This is a genomic window from Pseudomonas sp. No.117 (genome assembly GCF_054558395.1).
On sequence record NZ_BAAJNP010000002.1, the window covers coordinates 135730 to 155675 of the forward strand.

General features: G+C 63.9%; 20 protein-coding genes and 2 tRNA genes. 8 read left to right on the top strand and 14 right to left on the bottom strand.

Features of this window, described 5'->3' with window-relative positions; genetic code table 11:
- The first annotated feature begins 257 nt into the window (after positions 1-257).
- On the top strand, positions 258-368 hold the full coding sequence (locus tag ACYJP6_RS04115; protein WP_459473626.1) for a helix-turn-helix domain-containing protein: 111 nt from the start codon (positions 258-260) through the stop codon (positions 366-368).
- A 331-nt stretch (positions 369-699) separates the two neighbouring features.
- Here the strand turns inward: ACYJP6_RS04115 and ACYJP6_RS04120 are convergent.
- From ACYJP6_RS04120 to ACYJP6_RS04165, 10 genes are all read right to left on the bottom strand, one after another.
- Positions 700-776, bottom strand: a tRNA-Pro gene (locus ACYJP6_RS04120).
- Positions 777-840: 64 nt separating this feature from the next.
- Positions 841-1200: a MerR family transcriptional regulator gene (locus ACYJP6_RS04125; RefSeq protein ID WP_007159195.1), complete on the bottom strand. Its 360-nt coding sequence runs from the start codon at positions 1198-1200 to the stop codon at positions 841-843.
- Positions 1181-1483: an integration host factor subunit alpha gene (gene ihfA / locus ACYJP6_RS04130; protein WP_007159196.1), complete on the bottom strand. Its 303-nt coding sequence runs from the start codon at positions 1481-1483 to the stop codon at positions 1181-1183. Before ihfA ends, ACYJP6_RS04125 begins: the two co-directional genes overlap by 20 nt.
- A gap of 3 nt (positions 1484-1486) precedes the next feature.
- Complete coding sequence (gene pheT / locus ACYJP6_RS04135) at positions 1487-3865, bottom strand: phenylalanine--tRNA ligase subunit beta (RefSeq protein WP_459473629.1); 2379 nt, start codon at positions 3863-3865, stop codon at positions 1487-1489.
- 18 nt (positions 3866-3883) lie between these two features.
- Positions 3884-4885 (bottom strand): phenylalanine--tRNA ligase subunit alpha, encoded by a 1002-nt coding sequence (gene pheS, locus ACYJP6_RS04140; protein WP_017638834.1) that lies wholly within the window; start codon positions 4883-4885, stop codon positions 3884-3886.
- A gap of 96 nt (positions 4886-4981) precedes the next feature.
- Positions 4982-5338, bottom strand: a complete 357-nt coding sequence (rplT, locus tag ACYJP6_RS04145) for a 50S ribosomal protein L20 (protein WP_007159199.1) — start codon at positions 5336-5338, stop codon at positions 4982-4984.
- Positions 5339-5368: 30 nt separating this feature from the next.
- Complete coding sequence (gene rpmI / locus ACYJP6_RS04150; protein WP_058762411.1) at positions 5369-5563, bottom strand: 50S ribosomal protein L35; 195 nt, start codon at positions 5561-5563, stop codon at positions 5369-5371.
- A 61-nt stretch (positions 5564-5624) separates the two neighbouring features.
- Positions 5625-6158, bottom strand: coding sequence for a translation initiation factor IF-3 (infC, locus tag ACYJP6_RS04155; protein WP_145005237.1), 534 nt, complete (start codon positions 6156-6158; stop codon positions 5625-5627).
- A gap of 20 nt (positions 6159-6178) precedes the next feature.
- Positions 6179-8101, bottom strand: coding sequence for a threonine--tRNA ligase (gene thrS, locus ACYJP6_RS04160; protein ID WP_145005234.1), 1923 nt, complete (start codon positions 8099-8101; stop codon positions 6179-6181).
- A 206-nt stretch (positions 8102-8307) separates the two neighbouring features.
- Positions 8308-8589: a hypothetical protein gene (locus ACYJP6_RS04165; protein WP_459473632.1), complete on the bottom strand. Its 282-nt coding sequence runs from the start codon at positions 8587-8589 to the stop codon at positions 8308-8310.
- 411 nt (positions 8590-9000) lie between these two features.
- Here ACYJP6_RS04165 and ACYJP6_RS04170 point away from each other — a divergent pair, with 411 nt between their 5' ends.
- Together ACYJP6_RS04170 and ACYJP6_RS04175 are read left to right on the top strand one after the other, a co-directional pair.
- Positions 9001-9708, top strand: coding sequence for a YfdX family protein (locus ACYJP6_RS04170; protein WP_459473634.1), 708 nt, complete (start codon positions 9001-9003; stop codon positions 9706-9708).
- A gap of 567 nt (positions 9709-10275) precedes the next feature.
- Positions 10276-11445: an MFS transporter gene (locus tag ACYJP6_RS04175; RefSeq protein ID WP_459473636.1), complete on the top strand. Its 1170-nt coding sequence runs from the start codon at positions 10276-10278 to the stop codon at positions 11443-11445.
- A gap of 163 nt (positions 11446-11608) precedes the next feature.
- On the opposite strand, the gene ACYJP6_RS04180 is transcribed toward ACYJP6_RS04175, so the two are convergent.
- The 4 genes from ACYJP6_RS04180 to ACYJP6_RS04195 all read right to left on the bottom strand — a co-directional run bounded on the left by ACYJP6_RS04180 (position 11609) and on the right by ACYJP6_RS04195 (position 13629).
- Positions 11609-11685: transfer RNA gene (locus ACYJP6_RS04180), tRNA-Val, on the bottom strand.
- An 89-nt stretch (positions 11686-11774) separates the two neighbouring features.
- Positions 11775-12287, bottom strand: a complete 513-nt coding sequence (locus ACYJP6_RS04185; RefSeq protein ID WP_459473638.1) for a DUF2937 family protein — start codon at positions 12285-12287, stop codon at positions 11775-11777.
- 18 nt (positions 12288-12305) lie between these two features.
- The gene (locus ACYJP6_RS04190; protein ID WP_459473639.1) at positions 12306-13079 is read right to left on the bottom strand and encodes a class II glutamine amidotransferase; all 774 of its coding nucleotides are present in this window, start codon (positions 13077-13079) and stop codon (positions 12306-12308) included.
- 97 nt (positions 13080-13176) lie between these two features.
- Entirely contained in the window at positions 13177-13629 is a 453-nt protein-coding gene (locus ACYJP6_RS04195; RefSeq protein ID WP_459473640.1) for an MFS transporter, read from the bottom strand.
- Between the two features lie 89 nt (positions 13630-13718).
- On the opposite strand from ACYJP6_RS04195, the gene ACYJP6_RS04200 reads away from it, so the two are divergent.
- From ACYJP6_RS04200 to ACYJP6_RS04220, 5 genes are all read left to right on the top strand, one after another.
- Entirely contained in the window at positions 13719-15740 is a 2022-nt protein-coding gene (locus ACYJP6_RS04200) for a S9 family peptidase (RefSeq protein ID WP_459473641.1), read from the top strand.
- Positions 15741-15799: 59 nt separating this feature from the next.
- Positions 15800-16555, top strand: a complete 756-nt coding sequence (locus ACYJP6_RS04205) for an SRPBCC family protein (protein ID WP_459473642.1) — start codon at positions 15800-15802, stop codon at positions 16553-16555.
- A 208-nt stretch (positions 16556-16763) separates the two neighbouring features.
- A complete protein-coding gene (locus ACYJP6_RS04210) occupies positions 16764-17615 on the top strand; it encodes a MurR/RpiR family transcriptional regulator (RefSeq protein WP_459473643.1) in 852 nt (283 codons plus the stop codon).
- A 41-nt stretch (positions 17616-17656) separates the two neighbouring features.
- The gene (gene ddpX / locus ACYJP6_RS04215; RefSeq protein WP_459473644.1) at positions 17657-18232 is read left to right on the top strand and encodes a D-alanyl-D-alanine dipeptidase; all 576 of its coding nucleotides are present in this window, start codon (positions 17657-17659) and stop codon (positions 18230-18232) included.
- A 101-nt stretch (positions 18233-18333) separates the two neighbouring features.
- The gene (locus tag ACYJP6_RS04220; RefSeq protein ID WP_459473646.1) at positions 18334-19899 is read left to right on the top strand and encodes an ABC transporter substrate-binding protein; all 1566 of its coding nucleotides are present in this window, start codon (positions 18334-18336) and stop codon (positions 19897-19899) included.
- Positions 19900-19946: the final 47 nt, after the last annotated feature.

The window sequence follows — 19946 nt, forward strand, 5'->3', positions numbered from 1 at the left end:
TACGCAGGCTACCTTTAACTCCATACAATGGTGCCGAAGCGCCGTGTGATTCCGTTAAAACACAGCCTGCCAGATCTCGTTACCCTCAATAGCTGATGGATGCGAAGTTGACAACGTGCTGAACCAGTCAATAGCAGCCCCGCCGACACCAAGAGCATCAAATCTGGATTTGACAGGCCCGGCGCACTGGGTGGCCTGTAACCCACCGATCTGCAAAGCAGACTTGACACCTATGAACTGGCGAGATATCGGGCGCCTTGCAAAGGAGTGCTAATAACAAAGCCGAAGCGGCGAAGCTGTTGACGCTGCCACGAAAGACCTTCGACACCAAGCTCAGAAAACTCTCCGAATATAATACAGGCGAATAACCAGCTTCCTAGCAGGCTCTCAATCACGCGCCTGTACTTAGACTTCGTTCAGCGTCCATATGAGCCGAATACGATAGGCAGCTTCTGGCCCGTGAGCACCCGCTCACTCAGGTCTGCTCAGAGTTTGGAAAGACTCAAATCGCTAAATCTTCGACCGGAGACACCAAGTCCATCCTCTCCGCGTCCAGAGCGACATTAATCGCCACAGCTAGCGCATAACTGAACCGAAATCCGAAGATGCAACATCAGCTGTGGCACAAAATTTAGCTCAAAGATAAAAACCCGGCCATAAAAAAACCCGGCCACCTTTCAGTGACCGGGTTTTTAGATTTGGTCGGGACGGAGTGATTCGAACACTCGACCCCTTGCACCCCATGCAAGTGCGCTACCAGGCTGCGCTACGCCCCGACTGTGTTCCTCTAGGGAACGGCGTGCATCTTACTGCAACGCTTTGATTAATGGAAGCTTTTTTTCACTTCTTCAGTACGACGAGGACTTCTTCGAGTTCGCTGATCATCTGGCGGATGAGCTGGTGGTACTGCGAACCCTCGTCGCGGGTCTCGTCGCCCTGGGTGAGGCGCTGGCGCGCCCCGCCGATGGTGAAGCCTTCGTTGTACAGCAGCGAGCGGATCTGGCGGATCATCAGCACGTCGTGGCGCTGGTAGTAGCGCCGGTTGCCGCGGCGCTTCACCGGGTTCAGCTGGGGAAATTCCTGCTCCCAGTAGCGCAGCACGTGCGGCTTGACCAGGCAGAGGTCGCTCACCTCACCGATGGTGAAGTAGCGCTTGCCCGGTATGACCGGCAGTTCGTCGTTATGACTTGGTTCCAGCATAGGCCTCGACCCTGGCTTTGAGTTTCTGCCCGGGGCGGAAGGTCACCACACGGCGCGCCGTGATGGGTATCTCCTCCCCCGTCTTGGGATTGCGTCCGGGGCGCTGGCGCTTGTCGCGCAGGTCGAAGTTGCCGAAACCGGACAACTTGACCTGCTCGTTGCTTTCGAGCGCATGACGAATTTCTTCGAAGAACAGTTCGACCAATTCCTTGGCTTCACGTTTGTTCAGACCGAGCTCTTCAAACAGACGTTCGGCCATCTCAGCTTTCGTCAGGGCCCCCATGCGCTATTTCCTTAACGTGGCGTTGAACCTTCTTTCCAGAGAAACGAGGATTTTCTGCGTCGTTTCGTTGACTTCTTCATCGGTTAATGTGCGCGATGGATGTTGCAAGGTCAAGCCGATGGCGACGCTTTTTCTATGCGGATCAATACCTTTGCCTTGGTAGACGTCGAACAGACGCAGCTCCTTGAGGCCTTCTCCGGCGTTTTCGCGGATGTCGGCCAGGAGGTCGCCAGCGGCGACGGTTTCGTCCACCACCAGCGCCAGGTCACGGCGCACTTCTGGGAAGCGCGACAGCTCGCCGAAGCGCGGCAGACTGCCAGTGGTCAGGGCATCCAGCGCCAGCTCGAAGAGGAATAGCGGGCGATCCACGTCCAATTCGCGCGCCACTTCCGGATGCAGGGCACCCAGGTAGCCCACCGGCTGCCCTGCCCTTTCGATCAGCGCGGTCTGCCCCGGATGCAAGGCCGGATGCTCACCCGCCACGAAGCGGAAGTCAGAACCTGCACCAGACTGGGCCAGCAGCGCCTCGACATCGGCCTTGACGTCGAAGAAGTCCACCGCCTCACGGCCGGACGACCAGCTCTCCGGCAGGCGCGAACCGCAGACGGCGCCCGCCAGGACATTTTCCTGCACCAGGCCTTCCAGCTGACCGACGAATCTCAGACCCGACTCGAACAGCCGAACGCGGTCCTGCTGACGGTTGAGGTTGTACTGCACAGCCTTGACCAGACCCGGCCACAGCGACGAGCGCATGGCGGCCATGTCGGTGGAGATGGGATTGGCCAGCATCACCGGCTGCGCCTCAGGGGCGAACAGACGGAAGGTCTTCTCGTCGATGAAGCTGTAGGTGATGGCTTCCTGGTAGCCGCGAGCCACCAGCAGGCGACGCAGCTGGCTCAGCTCGCCCTTGCTCTCGGGCAGGGGCTGCGGCGCCAGGCGCGCCTGGGGGAAACGAATCGGCAGCTGGTTGTAGCCATAGAGGCGCGCCAGCTCTTCGATCAGGTCCACTTCGATGCTGATGTCGAAACGGTGGCTGGGCACGCCTACCTGCCAGCGACCGGCTTCCAGGCGGGCCACGGCCAGGCCCAGGCCGCTGAGCAGCCGCTCGACCTGGGCATCGTCCAGGGTCAGACCCAGGACGCGCTCGATGCGCTCCGCGCGCAGCAGGATCGGCTCGACCTGCGGCAGGTGCTCGGTACTCACCGCCTCGATGACCGGACCCGGTTCGCCGCCGACGATGTCCAGCAGCAGGCGGGTTGCCCGCTCCATGGCCTTGCGCGCCAGCTCGAAGTCCACGCCGCGCTCGAAGCGGTGCGAGGAATCGGTGTGCAGGCCATAGGAACGGGCCTTGCCGGCCACGGCGATGGTGTCGAAGAAAGCGCTTTCCAGGAACAGGTCACGGGTACCGGCGGCGACACCGCTGTGCTCGCCGCCCATGACGCCGGCGATGGCCAGGGCGCGTTCGTGGTCGGCGATCACCAGGGTGTCGTTGCGCAGTTCGATGTCCTGGCCGTCCAGCAGCACCAGCCGCTCGCCGGCATCGGCCAGGCGTACGCGGATGCCGCCCTTGATCTGGTCCAGATCGAAGGCATGCATGGGCTGACCCAGTTCGAGCATCACGTAGTTGGTGACGTCGACGGCGGCGTCGATGCTGCGCACGCCACTGCGGCGCAGGCGCTCGACCATCCAGTCCGGGGTCGGGCGGGACAGGTCGACGTTCTTGACCACACGACCCAGGTAGCGCGGGCAGGCCTGGGGAGCCAGCACCTCGACCTCACGGGTCTCCTGGTGCACGGGCGCTACCGGCTCGACCTGCAGCGGCTCGACGGTGGCGTTGTACAGGGCACCCACTTCCCGCGCCAGGCCGGCGATGGACAGGCAGTCGCCACGGTTCGGCGTCAGGTCGACGTCGATGATGGCGTCGTCCAGCTGCAGGTAGCTGCGAAGGCTCTCGCCCACCGGCGCAGCGGCCGGCAGTTCCAGCAGGCCACTGTTGTCGTCGCTGATCTGCAGTTCGCTGGCCGAGCAGAGCATGCCGTGGGATTCCACGCCGCGCAGCTTGGCCTTCTTGATGGTGAAGTCACCCGGCAGGGTGGCGCCGACGGTGGCGAAAGGCACCTTGAGGCCCGCACGCACATTGGGCGCGCCGCAGACCACCTGGAAGGACTCCTGGCCGTTGCTCACCTGGCAGACGTTGAGCTTGTCGGCATCGGGATGGCGCTCGACGGAGACCACTTCGCCGACGATGACGCCCTGGAAGCTACCAGCCGCCGCTTCGACGCCGTCCACTTCCAGGCCGGCCATGGACAGCCGGGCAACCAGATCCTCGTGCGTAGCCGCGGGATTCACCCAGCTACGCAGCCATTGTTCACTGAATTTCATAGGACTCCCGTCTGGCAGCTAGCGGAATTGCGCCAGGAAGCGCAGATCGTTGTCGAAGAAGAGGCGCAGGTCGTTGACCCCGTAGCGCAGCATGGCCAGGCGCTCGGCACCCATGCCGAAGGCGAAGCCCTGGTACTTCTCCGGATCGATGCCGGCCATGCGCAGGACGTTGGGGTGGACCATGCCGCAACCCAGTACCTCGAGCCAGCGCGAAGCCGGTTCGCCGTCACGGCTCGGGCGGCGGATATCCACCTCGGCCGACGGCTCGGTGAAGGGGAAGTAGGAGGGACGGAAGCGGACTTCCAGCTCTTCCTCGAAGAACTCGCGCAGGAAGGTCACCAGGGTACTCTTGAGATCGGCGAAGCTGACTTCCTCGTCGATCACCAGGCCTTCGACCTGATGGAACATGGGCGAGTGGGTCTGATCGCTGTCGCAGCGATAAACCCGCCCCGGACAGATGATGCGGATCGGCGGCTGCTGGCTCTCCATGGTGCGGATCTGCACCGGCGAGGTGTGGGTGCGCAGCAGCATGTTGGCGTTGAAATAGAAGGTATCGTGCATCGCCCGCGCCGGGTGGTGGCCGGGGATGTTGAGCGCCTCGAAGTTATGGTAATCGTCTTCGATCTCGGGACCGGTGGCGACGCCATAGCCGATATTGGCGAACAGACGCTCGATGCGCTCCAGGGTACGGGTGACGGGATGCAGGCCACCGGAGGCCTGGCCGCGCCCGGGCAGGGTCACGTCGATGCGTTCCGCGGCGAGGCGAGCGGCCAGCGCGGCCTGCTCCAGCGTCGCCTTGCGGCTGTTGATTGCGTCCTGGACACGTTCCTTGGCGGCGTTGATCAGGGCGCCGGCCTGGGGGCGCTCCTCCGCCGTGAGGTGGCCCAGGGTCTTCATGATCTGGGTCAGCTCACCCTTCTTGCCCAGGTAATTGACCCGGAGCTGTTCCAGGGCATTGGTGTCTTCGGTGTGCCGCACGGCCTCCAGGGCTTGGGAGACCAGCGCATCCAGGTTTTCCATCTAGGGACTCCAGATACAAAATAGGGGAAGAGCTATGAGGCTCTTCCCCTATCGATAACGTTGCTTCGCGCACGAAGCGCGAGATTGCCGGGGGGCTTAAGCCAGCGAAGCTTTAGCTTTCTCGACAATCGCAGCAAACGCCGCTTTTTCGTTCACGGCCAGATCGGCCAGTACCTTACGGTCGATCTCGATGGCCGCTTTCTTCAGGCCGGCGATCAGACGGCTGTAGGACAGACCGTTGATACGAGCACCAGCGTTGATACGAGCGATCCACAGAGCGCGGAACTGACGCTTCTTCTGGCGGCGGTCGCGGTAGGCGTATTGGCCTGCCTTGATTACCGCTTGCTTAGCGACGCGGAAGACGCGCGAACGGGCACCGTAGTAGCCTTTGGCGAGCTTCAGGATTTTCTTGTGACGGCGACGAGCGATGACGCCACGCTTAACACGAGCCATGAGTAATTTCCTCTAGATTCTTGACCAGGATTAACGAAGGCGCAGCATGCGCTCGACCTTTTGGACGTCGGATGCATGCATCAGCGACGTACCGCGCAGCTGACGCTTACGCTTGGTGGTCATCTTGGTCAGGATGTGGCTCTTGAAAGCGTGCTTGTGCTTGATACCACCAGCAGTCTTCATGAAGCGCTTCGCAGCGCCGCTCTTGGTTTTCATCTTTGGCATGTTCGGATACTCCGCATTGAGTGATTACGCATAACTGCAAGGCCTGCCAGTGCCCTGGTAGTTACTTTTTCTTCTTGGGGGCGATGACCATGATGAGTTGACGTCCTTCCATCTTAGGATGCTGCTCAACGGTGCCGTGTTCGACGAGGTCGGCTTCGACCCGCTTCAACAGCTCCATGCCCAGCTCCTGGTGGGCCATCTCCCGGCCGCGGAATCTCAACGAGATCTTGGCCTTGTCCCCCTCGGTTAGGAAACGTACCAGGTTGCGTAGTTTTACCTGGTAATCCCCTTCTTCCGTCCCTGGACGAAACTTGATTTCTTTGACCTGAGCCTGCTTCTGGTTCTTCTTCGCCGCCGCGACTTGCTTCTTCTTCTCGAAGACGTGCTTGCCGTAGTCCATGATCCGGCAGACCGGGGGTACGGCGTCGGCGGTGATTTCCACCAGATCCAGCTTGGCGTCTTCGGCAGCCTGCAGGGCCTCCTGGATGGAGACGATGCCTACTTGCTGACCATCGGCGCCAATAAGGCGAACTTCCCGGGCGGTGATATTTTCGTTGATCGGTGCCCGAGGTGCGGCTCGCTTGTCTTGTCTCATGTCACGCTGCTTGATAGTGATTACTCCGATTCTTGCCGGCCACGCCGGGAAACCGCTTGCGTGAGCAGCTCGCGGAAACGCTCGATGGGCATGGAGCCCAGGTCAACGCCTTCACGGGTACGCACGGCAACGGATCGTGTCTCAACCTCCCGGTCTCCAATAACCAGGAGATAGGGAACCTTGAGCAAAGTATGCTCGCGGATTTTAAAGCCGATCTTCTCGTTTCTCAAGTCGGCCTTGGCGCGGAAGCCCTCAGCGTTCAATTCGCCGACGACCTGCTGGGCGAAATCGGCCTGCTTGTCGGTGATGTTGAGCACCACCGCCTGGGTCGGGGCGAGCCAGGCCGGGAACAGACCGGCATAGTGCTCGATGAGCATGCCGATGAAGCGCTCGAAGGAACCGAGGATGGCGCGGTGCAGCATGACCGGACGCTGGCGGCTATTGTCCTCGGAAATGTAGCTGGCGTCGAGACGCTCGGGCAGGTTCGGATCGTATTGCAGGGTACCACACTGCCAATTGCGGCCCAGGCAGTCCTTGAGGGTGAATTCGATCTTCGGCCCGTAGAAGGCGCCCTCGCCCGGCTGGTATTCCCAGTCCAGACCCGAGGCATCCAGCGCATCGGCCAGGGCCTTCTCGGCGCGGTCCCACAGCTCTTCGGAACCGACGCGCTTGGCCGGCCGGGTGGACAGCTTCATGATCACGTCGGTGAAGCCGAAGTCGGCGTAGACCTGCAGGGTCAGCTTGATGAAGTCGGCCGCTTCCTTCTCCACCTGCTCCTCGGTGCAGAAGATGTGGGCGTCGTCCTGGGTGAAGCCGCGCACGCGCATGATGCCGTGCAGGGCGCCGGAGGGCTCGTTGCGGTGGCAGGCACCGAACTCGGCCAGGCGCAGCGGCAGGTCACGGTAGGACTTCAGACCCTGGTTGAACACCTGCACGTGGCAGGGGCAGTTCATCGGCTTGACCGCGAAGTCGCGATTTTCCGAGGCCGTGGTGAACATGTTCTCGGCGTAGTTGGACCAGTGCCCCGAGCGCTCCCAGAGGATACGATCGACCACCTGGGGCGTCTTGATCTCCTGATAGCCGTGCTCGCGCTGGACCTTGCGCATGTACTGCTCGAGCACCTGGTAGATGGTCCAGCCATTGGCATGCCAGAACACCATGCCGGGCGCCTCTTCCTGGAGGTGGAAGAGATCGAGCTGCTTGCCGATGCGGCGATGGTCGCGCTTCTCGGCTTCCTCGATGCGCTGGATATAGGCGGCCAGCTGCTTCTTGTCGGCCCAGGCGGTGCCATAGATGCGCTGCAGCTGCTCGTTCTTGGAGTCGCCGCGCCAGTAGGCACCGGACAGCTTGGTCAGCTTGAAGGCTTTGAGGAAGCGGGTGTTGGGCACGTGGGGGCCCCGGCACATGTCGACGTATTCCTCGTGGTAGTACAGGCCCATGGCCTGCTCCTCGGGCATGTCGTCGATCAGGCGCAGCTTGTAGTCCTCACCCCGGGACTTGAACACCTCGATGACCTCGGCGCGCGGGGTCATCTTCTTGATGACGTCGTAGTCGCGGTCGATCAGCTCGCGCATCCGCGTCTCGATGGCCGAGAGGTCGTCGAGGGTGAAGGGACGCTCGAAGGAGATGTCGTAGTAGAAGCCTTCGTCGATGACCGGACCGATGACCATCTTGGCGGTCGGGAACAGCTGCTTGACCGCATGGCCGACCAGGTGGGCGCAGGAGTGGCGGATGATCTCCAGGCCGTCCTCGTCCTTGGCGGTGATGATCTGCAGGTTGGCATCCTGCTCGATGAGATCGCTGGCATCGCGCAGCTGGCCGTCGACACGGCCGGCGATGGTGGCCTTGGCCAGGCCAGCGCCGATGGACTGGGCGACTTCGGCGACGGTGACGGGCTTGTCGAACGGACGTTGACTACCATCGGGGAGAGTAATGACAGGCATGGCGCCTCCTCAACTCAGTGGTGACCCATACCAAGGGCCACATGGTGGGATTGGCCAGTAAGCAGCCGCATCGCTGGAAATCCCGCCGCACAGTGGCAGGGCCGCAAGGCATTCCGGGCGACGCGAAAGGATCACTGGAAGTTTTGGGACGGAAATCCTTTCAGAAACGGCCACCTGGCGCAACCGCGCCAATGACTCTCACCCTCTCAGCGCGCGGCGTCGGGGTACTTCTTGAGGAACTGCTTCTGCATTTCCTGGCAGTTCTCCATCAGCGCCTGCCGATCGGCCGGAGTGGTTTCCGGGGCATTGGCGCGGGCCAGGCACTGGTCGATGGCCTGCTGCTCGTTGGCCCTGTTGGTCGGCGTGGCATTGTGGCGATAGACATAGATGATGGAGCCGAACACCACCACCGCGAACAGGATCGACAGCAGGATCAACCCCAGGCAGCCACCCTTGCCGATCTGCCGCCCTTCGCCACCCTGAGTCATCGCCTGCTCCTCGCTGTGCCGGGCCCCTCACGCGCCTGCGGCGAATCGTCTGGCGGCCCCTGGAAAAAATCGTCCGCCAGTCTACGTGAAAAGCCGGACCACCACGACCGAGGCGCGAGGTCACACCCCTGGCGGGATGCCGCCTACCCGGCCCTAAAGCAAACCCACCTCCACGTCCAGACAACGACTTTCGCTCGATCAGGCACATTACTCGCTCCAGACAAACATCCTCTTTCCTATATCGCCGAACAACACAGGAAGTTGTTCAGCCGCTATTCAAGAAAACCCCTTCCCGCATTAATTGGTTGTTAAGAGATACGGTGGAATATCGACCCCAGGCACCAAGTAACTTCGTTCTGGTACCTGAGCGATAACCTTCACTTCAATTGCATATCCCGCTGGAGGCAGCAAATGAACGTCAAGAAGAAACTGGCAAGCAGCCTGCTGGTCGTCGCCATCGTAGCCGCCTGCTCATCCGCGGCCTTCGCCGCGAACCAAGGCCCCTCGGCAAACGAGCTGGGCAGCTTCCAGGCCCTGTCGACCCAGGGGCAACGGGCCTTCACCGACATCTCCGCCGCACGCCTGGAACTCTTCCAGGGGCAAACGAAGCAAGCGGTTTCCCATGTCAAGGACGCCCAACAGGCACTCAAACTTGCACAATCGGATAATACTGCCCTGAAAAAAGCCGCGAGCGAATTGCAGGTCAAGGATAATCAGGGCAAGGCCGATACCAGCACTACCGTAACGTCCTGGCTACCGATCTGGGGCGATACCGTAGTACAGGACAGTTACATGGCCAGCCCGCAGAAAGTTAAGGCAGTGGCCGATGCCAATAACAAACTCAAGCATGGCGACGCCAAGGGTGCTGCGGAGACCCTGCGCCTGGCCGATGTGGATATCGACACGGCCATCGCCCTGGCACCGCTCAAGCAGACCATGACGGACGTCGACCAGGCGGCCAAGCAATTGGCCAGCGACAAGTTCTATGAGGCCAACCTGACGCTCAAGCAGGTTCAGGACGGCGTACGCTACGCCTCGACGGCCCTGGACTTCACGGCGAACAAGCATGGGCTGCAGCCGGCAGGCTCCTTCACCGAGACCGTTACCCCGAGCAGCTGATGGCTTGGCAGGGGCAACAGGGCGATCGCAGGGTCGCCCTGTTGAACGACCCGATACCCAGCAAGTCCGCCTCGATCCCAGCGTGCGGAGCAGGCAAACACGAAAGGGGCGATCTCTCGGATCGCCCCTTTCCATAACCCGCCACCGATGCGGATGTTGTTACCAGGTCCAGCTGACCTCAACCATACGCCTCCCGCACAAGCCTCAGCGAGACCTGTCCCACAGCCGCCGGCGCTTGAATTTCAAGGCGCCGGACAGGGAATGCCGCTGCAGCAGCGGCCGTCGGTGTGCGACTGCACTTGGGCCTTTCGCCATGGTGAAGCTCCGCTCCGCCCACAAATTCGCATAGGCCCTCACCCCTTCCCCGCAGGCAGCGTTCGCAAGCCCTGCCGATCCCTCGATGTCAGCCAGCGGCTAACCCATTCGGATCAGGCATGGCCTTCGCGCTCATCGTATACAGCCATGCAATGCACGGTTATGCGTATTCTTGCTTAATCATGCATGATCAGCTAACACTGGTAAGAGGTGTGATCACCCCTACTGTCACCTTTTTCCGGAGCCTGTCCAATGCAACACGTGCAAATCGCCGCCCAACAGCCTTCGGGAGCGATCGAGCAATGGGCGACTCGCGCTGGCTTCCTCATCGCGGGTTCTGCCATGGCCGCGTGGGCACCCCTGGTACCCGTCGCCAAGGCAAGGATCGGCGCCGATGATTCGACGCTCGGCCTTCTCCTGCTTTGCCTGGGCCTGGGATCCATTGTCGCGATGCCCATCGTCGGCATCCTCGCCAGCCGCTTCGGATGTCGCGCGGTGATCGCGACCAGCTCGGTGGCACTCGCCCTGGTGCTGCCGCTGCTTGCCGTCGCCGATTCGATCTTCGGCATGGCCATAGCCCTGGCCCTGTTCGGGGCCAGCGTTGGCGCGCTGGATGTCGCGATCAACATTCAGGCCGTGATGGTCGAAAAGGACAGCGGTCGCAACATGATGTCCGGCTTCCACGGCCTGTTCAGTGTCGGCGGGATCGTCGGCGCCGGCGGCATGAGCGTTCTGCTGGGGGCCGGAATCCAACCGCTGATGGCGACCCTGGTGTTCAGCGCGCTGCTAATCGTTCTACTCGCGGCTTCAATCAAGGGCTTGCTGCCCTACGGCAATCATGACGCCGGGCATACCCCCCTGTTCACGCTGCCGCGCGGGATCGTTACCTTCATCGGCTTGCTCTGTTTTCTGATCTTTCTCGGCGAAGGCGCGATCCTGGACTGGAGCGCCCTGTTCCTGATCGATGCGCATGGCGTCGACCCGGCGCAGGCCGGCTTCGGCTACACGGTATTCGCGCTGGCGATGACCATTGGCCGCCTGACCGGCGACTGGATCGTGAAGACGCTGGGCGGCCTGAAAGTGGTCGTAGGCGGCGGCCTGCTCGCCGCGGCAGGCTTCCTGATGGCGGTCCTGGCACCCACCCAGCCCTTTGCCTTCGCAGGCTTTCTACTGGTTGGCCTCGGGGCTTCCAACATCGTCCCCGTGCTCTTCAGTGCCGCCGGACGGCAGACCCGGATGCCTGCAAGCCACGCCATTGCAGCTATCACCACCATCGGCTACGCCGGCATTCTCATTGGTCCGGCCACGATCGGCTTCGTCGCGCAGCATTGGAGCCTGAGTGCAGCGCTACTGCTGGTGGGTGGCGGGATGGCGTTCGTTGCGCTCACGTGGCCGATGACCGCCCAGCAGCGAGACGCCTAGCGCTTCGCCTTCGCTGAGGCAAAGGCCAGGGCCAGGCCGAGCAGTACGTCGCCGGGACCCATCTGAAGCCCCACCGCTGCCACTCCAATCAAACCCCAAACGAAAAAGGGCGATCCTCTCGGATCGCCCTTTTTCGTTACCCGCCAGCAGTGCGGGTTTTGTTTGGTAGGCACGATTGGATTCGAACCAACGACCCCCACCATGTCAAGGTGGTGCTCTAACCAACTGAGCTACGTGCCTGCTGTGGGTGCGCATTCTACAGCGCGAGCGGTGAGCGTCAAGCCCTTTTTTCAGCTAAACGCCTGAAAACGTGAAATTTTTTTGAAGACCTAGGAAAGACGCCGTGCCGGCCGCCGCGGATAAAGCAGGATGGAAAGCCAAAGCGCCAGGGTTTCCACGGTGACGGCCAGGGCCAGACCCAGCCCCACGCCCCAGGCAATGGCTGCCGGAGTGAGCACCACCTGGTAGCGGTACTGCCCGAGGGTCTCGTCACGCAGCTCGGGATTGGGGCGGACCAGGATGTGCCAGGCTCGCTCGTACCAGGGGCCCTGCAGCGCCTGCCACTCTTCGTTAAACAGCGCGTTGCGCCTGATCAGCACGCCGAGGCTATCGGCATCGCTGCGAAACACTGGGTCTTCGCTGGCCTGGTAGTGGGCCAGCAGGTTGTCGAGACTGCCTTCGAAATACTGCTGCGCGGTGCGGCGGAAACCACTCAGCGCCTGGTCGGATTCGAGGCGATGGGCATCCACGCGCTGCTCGTAGTCGAGCATGAAGCCAGGAATCTGCACCCCCACCAGCAAGGCCAGGGTGAACAACAGCAGACGGATATAGCTACGCAGCATCGCGGGGTGGGTTCCTGTCTAGACGCGGCCTTGGGTGACGATCTCGCCATTCCACCAGAGATGCCATTCCCCTGGCTGGTGCAGGGTCCAGACCTCGTCGGAGGTCAGGGGTTCGGTGGCGATGATGGTAACGACGTCATCCGGGGTGGTCTCGGCCTTGAAGTCGATGTGGATTTCCGCATCGCGCAGATGGGCCGGCCCGAAGGGCGCGCGGCGCGTGATATGGGCCAGCTTGGTGGTGCAGAAGCTGAACAGCCAGTCACCATCGCTGAGCAGGCAGTTGAAGACGCCTTGCTTGCGAAAGCTGTCGCAGGCGTTCACCAGCTGCGGCAGCAGCATCTCCACGGGCACGGGTTCGGGGAAGCGCTCGCGGACCTGGTCCAGCAGGCTGCAGAAGGCCGTCTCGCTGTCGGTGTCGCCGACCGGGCGGTAGAAGCGCGGTTCGGGACGGAAATCCTGCAGCTGGCCATTGTGGGCGAAGCTCCAGTAGCGTCCGCCCAGTTCGCGCACGAAGGGATGGGTGTTGGCCAGGTTGACGGCGCCGACATTGGCATGGCGGATATGGCCGATCACCGTATGGCTCTTGATCGGGTAGCCCTGGACCAGCTTGGCCACCTCCGAGTCTGAACCCGGCAAGGCATCCTTGAACAGGTGCAGACCCCTGCCCTCGTAGAAGGCCACGCCCCAGCCGTCCCGGTGCGGACCGGTACGGCCGCCGCGCTGCATCAGGCCCTGGAGACTGAAGACCAGATCCGTGGGCACGTTGGCACTCATGCCCAGCAATTCACACATGTCCGTTCCTCCGGGTTGGCTGCTCGTTCAACCGCGGCTGCAGCCGCTGCCCATGCCGATCATGCTGCAGGTACGACGTCTCGCGCGCAAGCCTGGTTTAGAGGCGCGGCTCGACGCGCTCGCTGCGGCCGCGGGGCTCGCGGCGCTCGACGGGCGCCGCGGCGTCCGGCTGCGGCTGATCCGAGGGCGCAGCGGTGGCGACCGGCGCGGGCAGCGGATGGGAACGGCGGTACAGCCAGCGGACCAGGACGAAGACGAGATAGAGCACCACGCCGATGCTGCCGGCCGCGGCCAGGTTGGCCACCGCCGACCAGGCGCTGTTGCCGACCTTGAACACCAGGTCCAGCACCGTCACGGCGATCGCCGGGGCATAGAGGCCGTGTTCGGCATCCACCAGGGCGGGCGTCACCAGCAGCACCGCCACCACCAGGCGGATGGGTTCGCGCAACCAGCGCCAGAGCCAGCCGGTGGCCTTGAAAGACACCACCAACAACAGCAGCGCGGCGATGGCGTAGACGGCCCAGGCGATCAGGTACTCTTGCTCGGTCATTGCGATCCATGGCGATAGCGGGAAGGGGAAGCCTATGATAGCGGTTTTGCCCCGCCCGCGTGATCTTGCGCGGCGCCCAAGGAGCCCGCATGACCCAAGCCCCCATTGCCCGCCGCGCCCCTGGCGACGATCCCTACGTCTGGCTGGAAGACCGTGACGCCCCCGAGGTGCTGGCGCACCTGGAAGCCGAGAACGCCCATCTCGAAGCCCAGCTGGCGCCCCAGGCCGCCCTGCGCGAGCAGCTGTTCGAGGAGATCCGCGCGCGCATCCGCGAGACGGACCTGTCCCTGCCGGTGCCGCGCGGCGACTACCTCTACTACCAGCGTACCCAGGCCGGTGACGAATATGGTCGCAACTATCGGTGCCGGCGGCCGGCCGAGGGCGACCTGACGCCGGATCCCGCAACCGAGGAATTGCTGTTCGACGGCAACGCCATCGCCGATGGCGGCTTCCTGTCCGTCGGTCGCTTCACCATCAGCCCGGACCAGACCAAGCTGGCCTACAGCCTCGACCAGGTCGGCGACGAAACTTACCGACTCTATGTGAAGGACCTGGCCAGCGGCGAGGTGACCGAGCTGCCCTTCGACGAATGCGACGGCAGCCTGACCTGGGCCAACGACAGCCGCACCCTGTTCTTCGGCGAGCGCGACGAGTCCCATCGGCCGCACAAGCTCTATCGCTATCACCTAGGCGAGGCGGAGCCGCAGCTGGTCTTCCACGAGACCGACGGGCGTTTCTTCCTCGGCTGCTATCGTTCCAGCTCCGAGCGCAAGCTGCTGTTGCTCTCCCACAGCAAGACCACCAGTGAAGCCTGGGTGCTGGATGCGGATCGCCCGGACGAGGCCTTCGTCTGCCTGGCGCCGCGCGCCGAAGGCCACGAATACTTCCCCGACCATGGCGTCGATGGCTGGTACATCCGCAGTAACCAGGACGGCATCAATTTCGCCCTGTACCAGGCCGCCGAGGACAGCCCCACGCGGTCGCACTGGCAGCTGCTGGTGCCGCACGATCCCGAGGTGATGCTGGAGGATGCCAGCCTCGGCGCCCAGGCCCTGGTCCTGAGCCTGCGCACGGCCGGCCTGCCGATCCTCGAGGTACGGCCCTACGGCCAGGCGCCCTACCGCGTCGACCTGCCGGACCAGGTCTACAGCCTCGACGCCATGGACGTGCTGGAATTCAACAGTCCGGTCATGCGCCTGCGCTACGAGGCGCTCAATCGCCCCGCCGAGATCCGCGAACTGGACCTGGCCAGCGGCAGCCAGCGGGTGCTCAAGCAGGTCCCGGTGGAAGGCCCCTTCGACGCCGATGCCTATGAAAGCCGTCGCCTCTGGGCCACTGCCGCCGATGGCACGCGCATCCCCATCAGCCTGGTCGGTCGACGCGACCTGCCGCCGAGTGCCCCGCTCTACCTCTATGGCTACGGTGCCTATGGCCATAGCCTCGACCCCTGGTTCTCCCATGCGCGCCTGAGCCTGCTGGATCGCGGCGTGCGCTTCGCCATCGCCCATGTGCGCGGTGGCGGCGAGCTGGGCGAGGCCTGGTATCGCAGCGGCAAGCTGGAGCACAAGCAGAACACCTTCGACGACTTCATCGCCTGTACCGAGCATCTGCTGGCCGAGGGCCTGAGCACTCCGCAGCAGGTGGTCATCAGTGGGGGCAGCGCCGGTGGCCTGCTGATCGGCGCGGTGCTCAACCAGCGCCCCGAGCTCTATGCCGCGGCGATCGCCGAGGTGCCCTTCGTCGACGTGCTCAACACCATGCTCAAGCCGGACCTGCCACTGACCGTCACCGAATACGACGAATGGGGCGATCCGAACGAGCCCGAGGTCCGCGAGCGTATCGCCGGCTACGCGCCCTATGAAAACGTGAAGGCCCAGGCCTATCCGGCCATCCTGGCGGTAGCGGGTTACCACGACACCCGGGTGCAGTATTGGGAAGCCGCCAAGTGGGTGGCACGGCTGCGCGAGCGGCGGACCGAGCAGGCTCCACTGCTGTTGCTCAAGACCGAGTTCGGCGCGGGCCATGGCGGCATGAGCGGCCGTTACCAGGCGCTGCGCGACGTCGCTCTGGAATACGCCTTCGTGTTCCGGGTGCTCGGCCTGGCCGCCTAGCGACAGGGAACGGCGGGGGCTCTGGGCAGGTCTTCTCCACAGCCATAGGAGAATCTGTCATGCACCTAGATGCCCCCACTCCCCCTCTCGCTCCTCCGCCGCGCGACGCCGCCGCCATCAAGGGCGTGGAACGCCTGGCCTCGGTGGCCGGCGGTGGTCTGCTGATCAGCCGCGGCCTGGCGCGTGGCGGTCTGCTCGGCCTGCTGACCGGCGCCACCGGTGCCTGGTTGCTGAAGCGCGGCCTGCGCGGACAGTGCTCGATCAAGCGCACCCTGACCAAGGTGCGCTTCGAGCGCGACGTGCGCCGCTCGCTGGCCTGGCATTCGGCGGCGTCCCAGACCCGCCGGATCGTCATCGCCCGCCCCCGCGATGAGCTCTATCGCTTCTGGCGCGACTTCTCCAACCTGCCGATCTTCATGCGCCACATCGAACGGGTGGACGTGCTCAACGACCGCTATTCCCATTGGGTGGTCAAGGCGCCCATGGGCCGCTTCGAGTGGGACGCGGAGGTCACCGACGACGTGCCCGGCCGGCTGATCGGCTGGCGCTCCTGCGGTTATGCCGGCCTGAACAACCTGGGCTGGGTCAGCTTTGCCGACGTGCCGGGCGGGACCGAGGTGAGCGCGGTGATGGCCTACGAACCTCCGGCCGGACGCCTGGGCCATCTGTTCGCCCGCCTGCTGCGGCGCGATCCCGGCACCCGCATCGCCCAGGACCTCGCCGAACTCAAGGTGCTGCTGGAACGTGCCCATGCGGTGGGCGACCGCTACAGTGCGGTCGAGCGTGCTTCCCATATGGAATCGCCACTGGGCTGATCTTCGCGTCGCTACGGCGTCTCCTCCGAGACGCCGCCTCCCGAGCCGGTCCACCTCGACCGACTTGTCTCGTAACGACCTCCGCCACGCCTTTGCGACACCTCGATGGCCAAGCGCGTCCCGTCGCTTGCGAGGCCTGGAAAACCGATGTTAGTTTTCGAACAAGCGAGCACTTGATGACAGCTCGATAACATCGCAGGTCGGTCCGTTGAGCAAACCCCTTTTCTTCCAAGCCCTCGAAGACGCCTTCGCCGATCTCACGCCCACCGGCAAGCGGGTGGCAGGCTACCTGCTGGCCAATCCGGAAAAGCTGCTCTTCGAGACCGCCGACAGCATCGCCCAGCGCACCCAAACCACCGGCATCTCCGTGGGCCGCCTGCTACGTTCCCTGGGCTATCGCAACCTCGATGACGTCAAGCAGAGCCTGAGGGACGAAGGCCTGGAGGCCTGGCGGATCACCGACCGCTTCAGCGCCTTCCGCCAGCAGAGCGGGCGCAGCGATGCCCTGGATCGCTCCCTGGCCGCGGAGCTGGCCGCCATCGAGGATGTCTACCAGCTGGCGCGCGGTCCGGTGTTCGAGCAGGTCGTGCAACAGCTGACGAACGCCGAGGCGGTATTCATCGCCGGTATCCAGACCACCCGTGGCGTCCTCGGCAGCTTCCATAGCCTGCTGGAATACATCCGCCCCAAGGCCTTCTACGTCGATGGCCTGGCGGGCACCTATGCCGACATCTTCAACAGCGGCTTCGCCCAGCCCTACCTGGTGGTGGCGGACTTCCGTGCCTATTCCAGCGTGACCCGCAAGCTCTGCGAAGCCGCCCGCGATGCCGAGCTGCCCATGGCGCTGATCACCGATTACCACTGCCCCTGGGCCCGGGACTATCCGGCCGAGCTGCTGCAACTGCGCCTGGAGGTCGACCAGTTCTGGGACTCCCTGGCGCCCCTGGCTTGCCTGCTCAACCTGCTGGTGTCGGCCGTGGCGGACCGCTCGGGCGATGCGCTGGAGCAGCGCCTGGCGCGCAACCGCGCCCTGCAGCAGCGCTTCGGTCAATTCGAGTGAGCCCAGGCAATCCCCATCACCCCAAGGAAGCCCCCCGTACCGTGAACCACCCAGAACTCGTCGAGATCGACGCCCACCGCTACGACGTGGACATCCATCTGGTCTATGCGACCGCCGCCAATCTCGCGGGCAAAGTCCTCTACCAGGATGCCCACTGCCTGCTGCACCGCGATGCCGCGAGCCGGTTGCACCGCGCCAGCGAACTGGCCCGGCAGGCCGGGCTGCGCCTGCAGGTGCTGGACGCCTATCGCCCGCCCTATGCCCAGGCGCTGCTCTGGCGCGCACTGCCCGATGCCCAGTACGTGAGCGATCCGACCCAGGGCTCGCACCACAGCCGCGGCGTGGCGGTGGACGTGACCCTTCTCGACGAGGCCGGCATACCGCTGGACATGGGGACCGGTTTCGACGACATGCGCGAGCTGTCGCACCTGTTCAATCCGGCCGTGCCCGCCGCGGCCCAGCGCAACCGCCTGCTGCTGTTGGGGGTGATGCAGAGCGCCGGCTTCACCTTCATCCCCAGCGAGTGGTGGCACTTCGAGCTACCCGATGCCCGGCGCTATGCGCTGATCGACTATCACCACCTCAGCCAGGAGGAGCTCGCCGCCCTGCTGAACTGATCCCGCGCGCGACCGGGTCGCTCGAACCCGGCGCCGCCCGCCCAGGCTCGACCACTTGCTTCTGCCGAAACACCCACACCCAAACAATCCGAGGTACCGGCATGTTCTCGTCTTCGCGCTCCTTCGCTTCATCGGCGTCCCGCCTGCTCACCCTGGTTTCCCTGCTCGGCCTGGGCGCCTGGCAACCGGCCAGCGCCGCCACCGCGACCGACACCCTGGTCATCGGCAAGCCAGCCGACCTGCAGACCGTCGACCCGGGCGTGACCTTCGACAACAACGACTGGACGGTGACCTACCCCGCCTACCAGCGCCTGATGCGCTACAAGGTGGAAGACGGCAAGGGCAGTACCGACGTCGAGGGCGAGCTGGCCAGCGGCTGGACCGTTTCCCCCGACAACCTGGTGTGGACCTTCACCCTGAAGCCCGGCAACAAGTTCGATGACGGCAGCGAGGTCACCGCCGAGGCGGTCAAGTTTTCTGTCGAGCGCCTGATGAAGCTCAAGCAGGGCCCGTCCAGCATCTTCCCGGCCGACATGACGGTAGCGGTGGTGGATCCCCATACGGTGAAATTCACCCTGCAGAAGCCCTTCGCGCCCTTCCTCTTCGCCCTGGCCCACGACGGCGCCAGCGTGATCAACCCCAAGGTGGCCAGCGAGCATGGCAAGGACGTGGACGCCTGGCTGGCCGGCCATACCGCCGGGTCCGGCGCCTATCGCCTGGCCGCCTGGCAGAAAGGCCAGTCGCTGACTCTGGAGCGCAATCCGCACTATGCCGGCAAGGCACCGGCGCTCAAGCAGGTGGTGGTGCGCATCATCGCCGAGCCCTCGGTGCGGCGCCTGCAGCTGGAACAGGGCGACCTGGACATCATCGAGGACCTGCCGGAAGACCAGGTCAAGGCCCTGGCGGAGAAGCCCGGCTTCGTCACCACCGCCTACCCGTCGCTGCGGGTGACCTACCTCTACCTCAACAACAAGCGCGCACCGATGAAGGACGTCAATGCACGCAAGACGGTGGTCGATTCCCTGGATTACCAGGGCATCGTCGACGGCATCGCCATGGGCAAGGCCAAGCTCATGAACGGGCCGATCCCGGACGGCATGTGGGGGCATGACCCGAGTCTGCCGCTGCCCAAGCAGGACCTGGACGCCGCCCAGGCCGACCTGGCCAAGGCGCCCAAGATCCGCGAGCTGCAATTCCTCTATTCGGACAAGGATCCGGCCTGGGAACCCATCGGCCTGACCCTGCAGGCCGGCCTCAGCGCCCTCGGCGTCAACCTGAAGATGGAGAAGCTGGCCAACGCCACCTTCCGCGAACGCCTGGGCAGCGGCGACTTCGACGTGGCCATCGGCAACTGGAGCCCGGATTTCGCCGACCCCTACATGTTCATGAACTTCTGGTTCGACAGCACCAACGCGGGCCTCGCCGGCAACCGTTCCTTCTACAGCAATCCCAAGGTGGACCAGTTGCTGCGCGACGCCGCCAGCGTCAGCGACGTGGCCCAGCGCAAGGCGCTGTACCAGGAGGCGCAGAAGATCGTGGTAGGCGACGCCGCCTACGCCTACCTCTACCAGAAGGCCTACACGGTGCCGATGCGCGCCGCGGTCAAGGGGTACGTGTTCAACCCCATGCTCGAACAGGTCTTCGATTTCGCTGCGATGTCCAAGTAAGGGCGACGGGCGCCGGCCCGCTCCGGCGCCCGCCTCGCGAGGTAAGC

Coding starts and splice junctions, on each gene's coding strand:
- ACYJP6_RS04165 (WP_459473632.1), bottom strand. CDS start 8,589: ATGACTCAGGGTGGCGAAGGGCGGCAGATCGGCAAGGGTGGCTGCCTG.
- pheS (WP_017638834.1), bottom strand. CDS start 4,885: ATGGAAAACCTGGATGCGCTGGTCTCCCAAGCCCTGGAGGCCGTGCGG.
- thrS (WP_145005234.1), bottom strand. CDS start 8,101: ATGCCTGTCATTACTCTCCCCGATGGTAGTCAACGTCCGTTCGACAAG.
- ACYJP6_RS04220 (WP_459473646.1), top strand. CDS start 18,334: ATGTTCTCGTCTTCGCGCTCCTTCGCTTCATCGGCGTCCCGCCTGCTC.
- ACYJP6_RS04185 (WP_459473638.1), bottom strand. CDS start 12,287: ATGCTGCGTAGCTATATCCGTCTGCTGTTGTTCACCCTGGCCTTGCTG.
- ACYJP6_RS04190 (WP_459473639.1), bottom strand. CDS start 13,079: ATGTGTGAATTGCTGGGCATGAGTGCCAACGTGCCCACGGATCTGGTC.
- ACYJP6_RS04170 (WP_459473634.1), top strand. CDS start 9,001: ATGAACGTCAAGAAGAAACTGGCAAGCAGCCTGCTGGTCGTCGCCATC.
- pheT (WP_459473629.1), bottom strand. CDS start 3,865: ATGAAATTCAGTGAACAATGGCTGCGTAGCTGGGTGAATCCCGCGGCT.
- ACYJP6_RS04200 (WP_459473641.1), top strand. CDS start 13,719: ATGACCCAAGCCCCCATTGCCCGCCGCGCCCCTGGCGACGATCCCTAC.
- rplT (WP_007159199.1), bottom strand. CDS start 5,338: ATGGCTCGTGTTAAGCGTGGCGTCATCGCTCGTCGCCGTCACAAGAAA.
- ihfA (WP_007159196.1), bottom strand. CDS start 1,483: ATGGGGGCCCTGACGAAAGCTGAGATGGCCGAACGTCTGTTTGAAGAG.
- ACYJP6_RS04195 (WP_459473640.1), bottom strand. CDS start 13,629: ATGACCGAGCAAGAGTACCTGATCGCCTGGGCCGTCTACGCCATCGCC.
- ACYJP6_RS04125 (WP_007159195.1), bottom strand. CDS start 1,200: ATGCTGGAACCAAGTCATAACGACGAACTGCCGGTCATACCGGGCAAG.
- ACYJP6_RS04175 (WP_459473636.1), top strand. CDS start 10,276: ATGCAACACGTGCAAATCGCCGCCCAACAGCCTTCGGGAGCGATCGAG.
- infC (WP_145005237.1), bottom strand. CDS start 6,158: ATGAGACAAGACAAGCGAGCCGCACCTCGGGCACCGATCAACGAAAAT.
- rpmI (WP_058762411.1), bottom strand. CDS start 5,563: ATGCCAAAGATGAAAACCAAGAGCGGCGCTGCGAAGCGCTTCATGAAG.
- ACYJP6_RS04205 (WP_459473642.1), top strand. CDS start 15,800: ATGCACCTAGATGCCCCCACTCCCCCTCTCGCTCCTCCGCCGCGCGAC.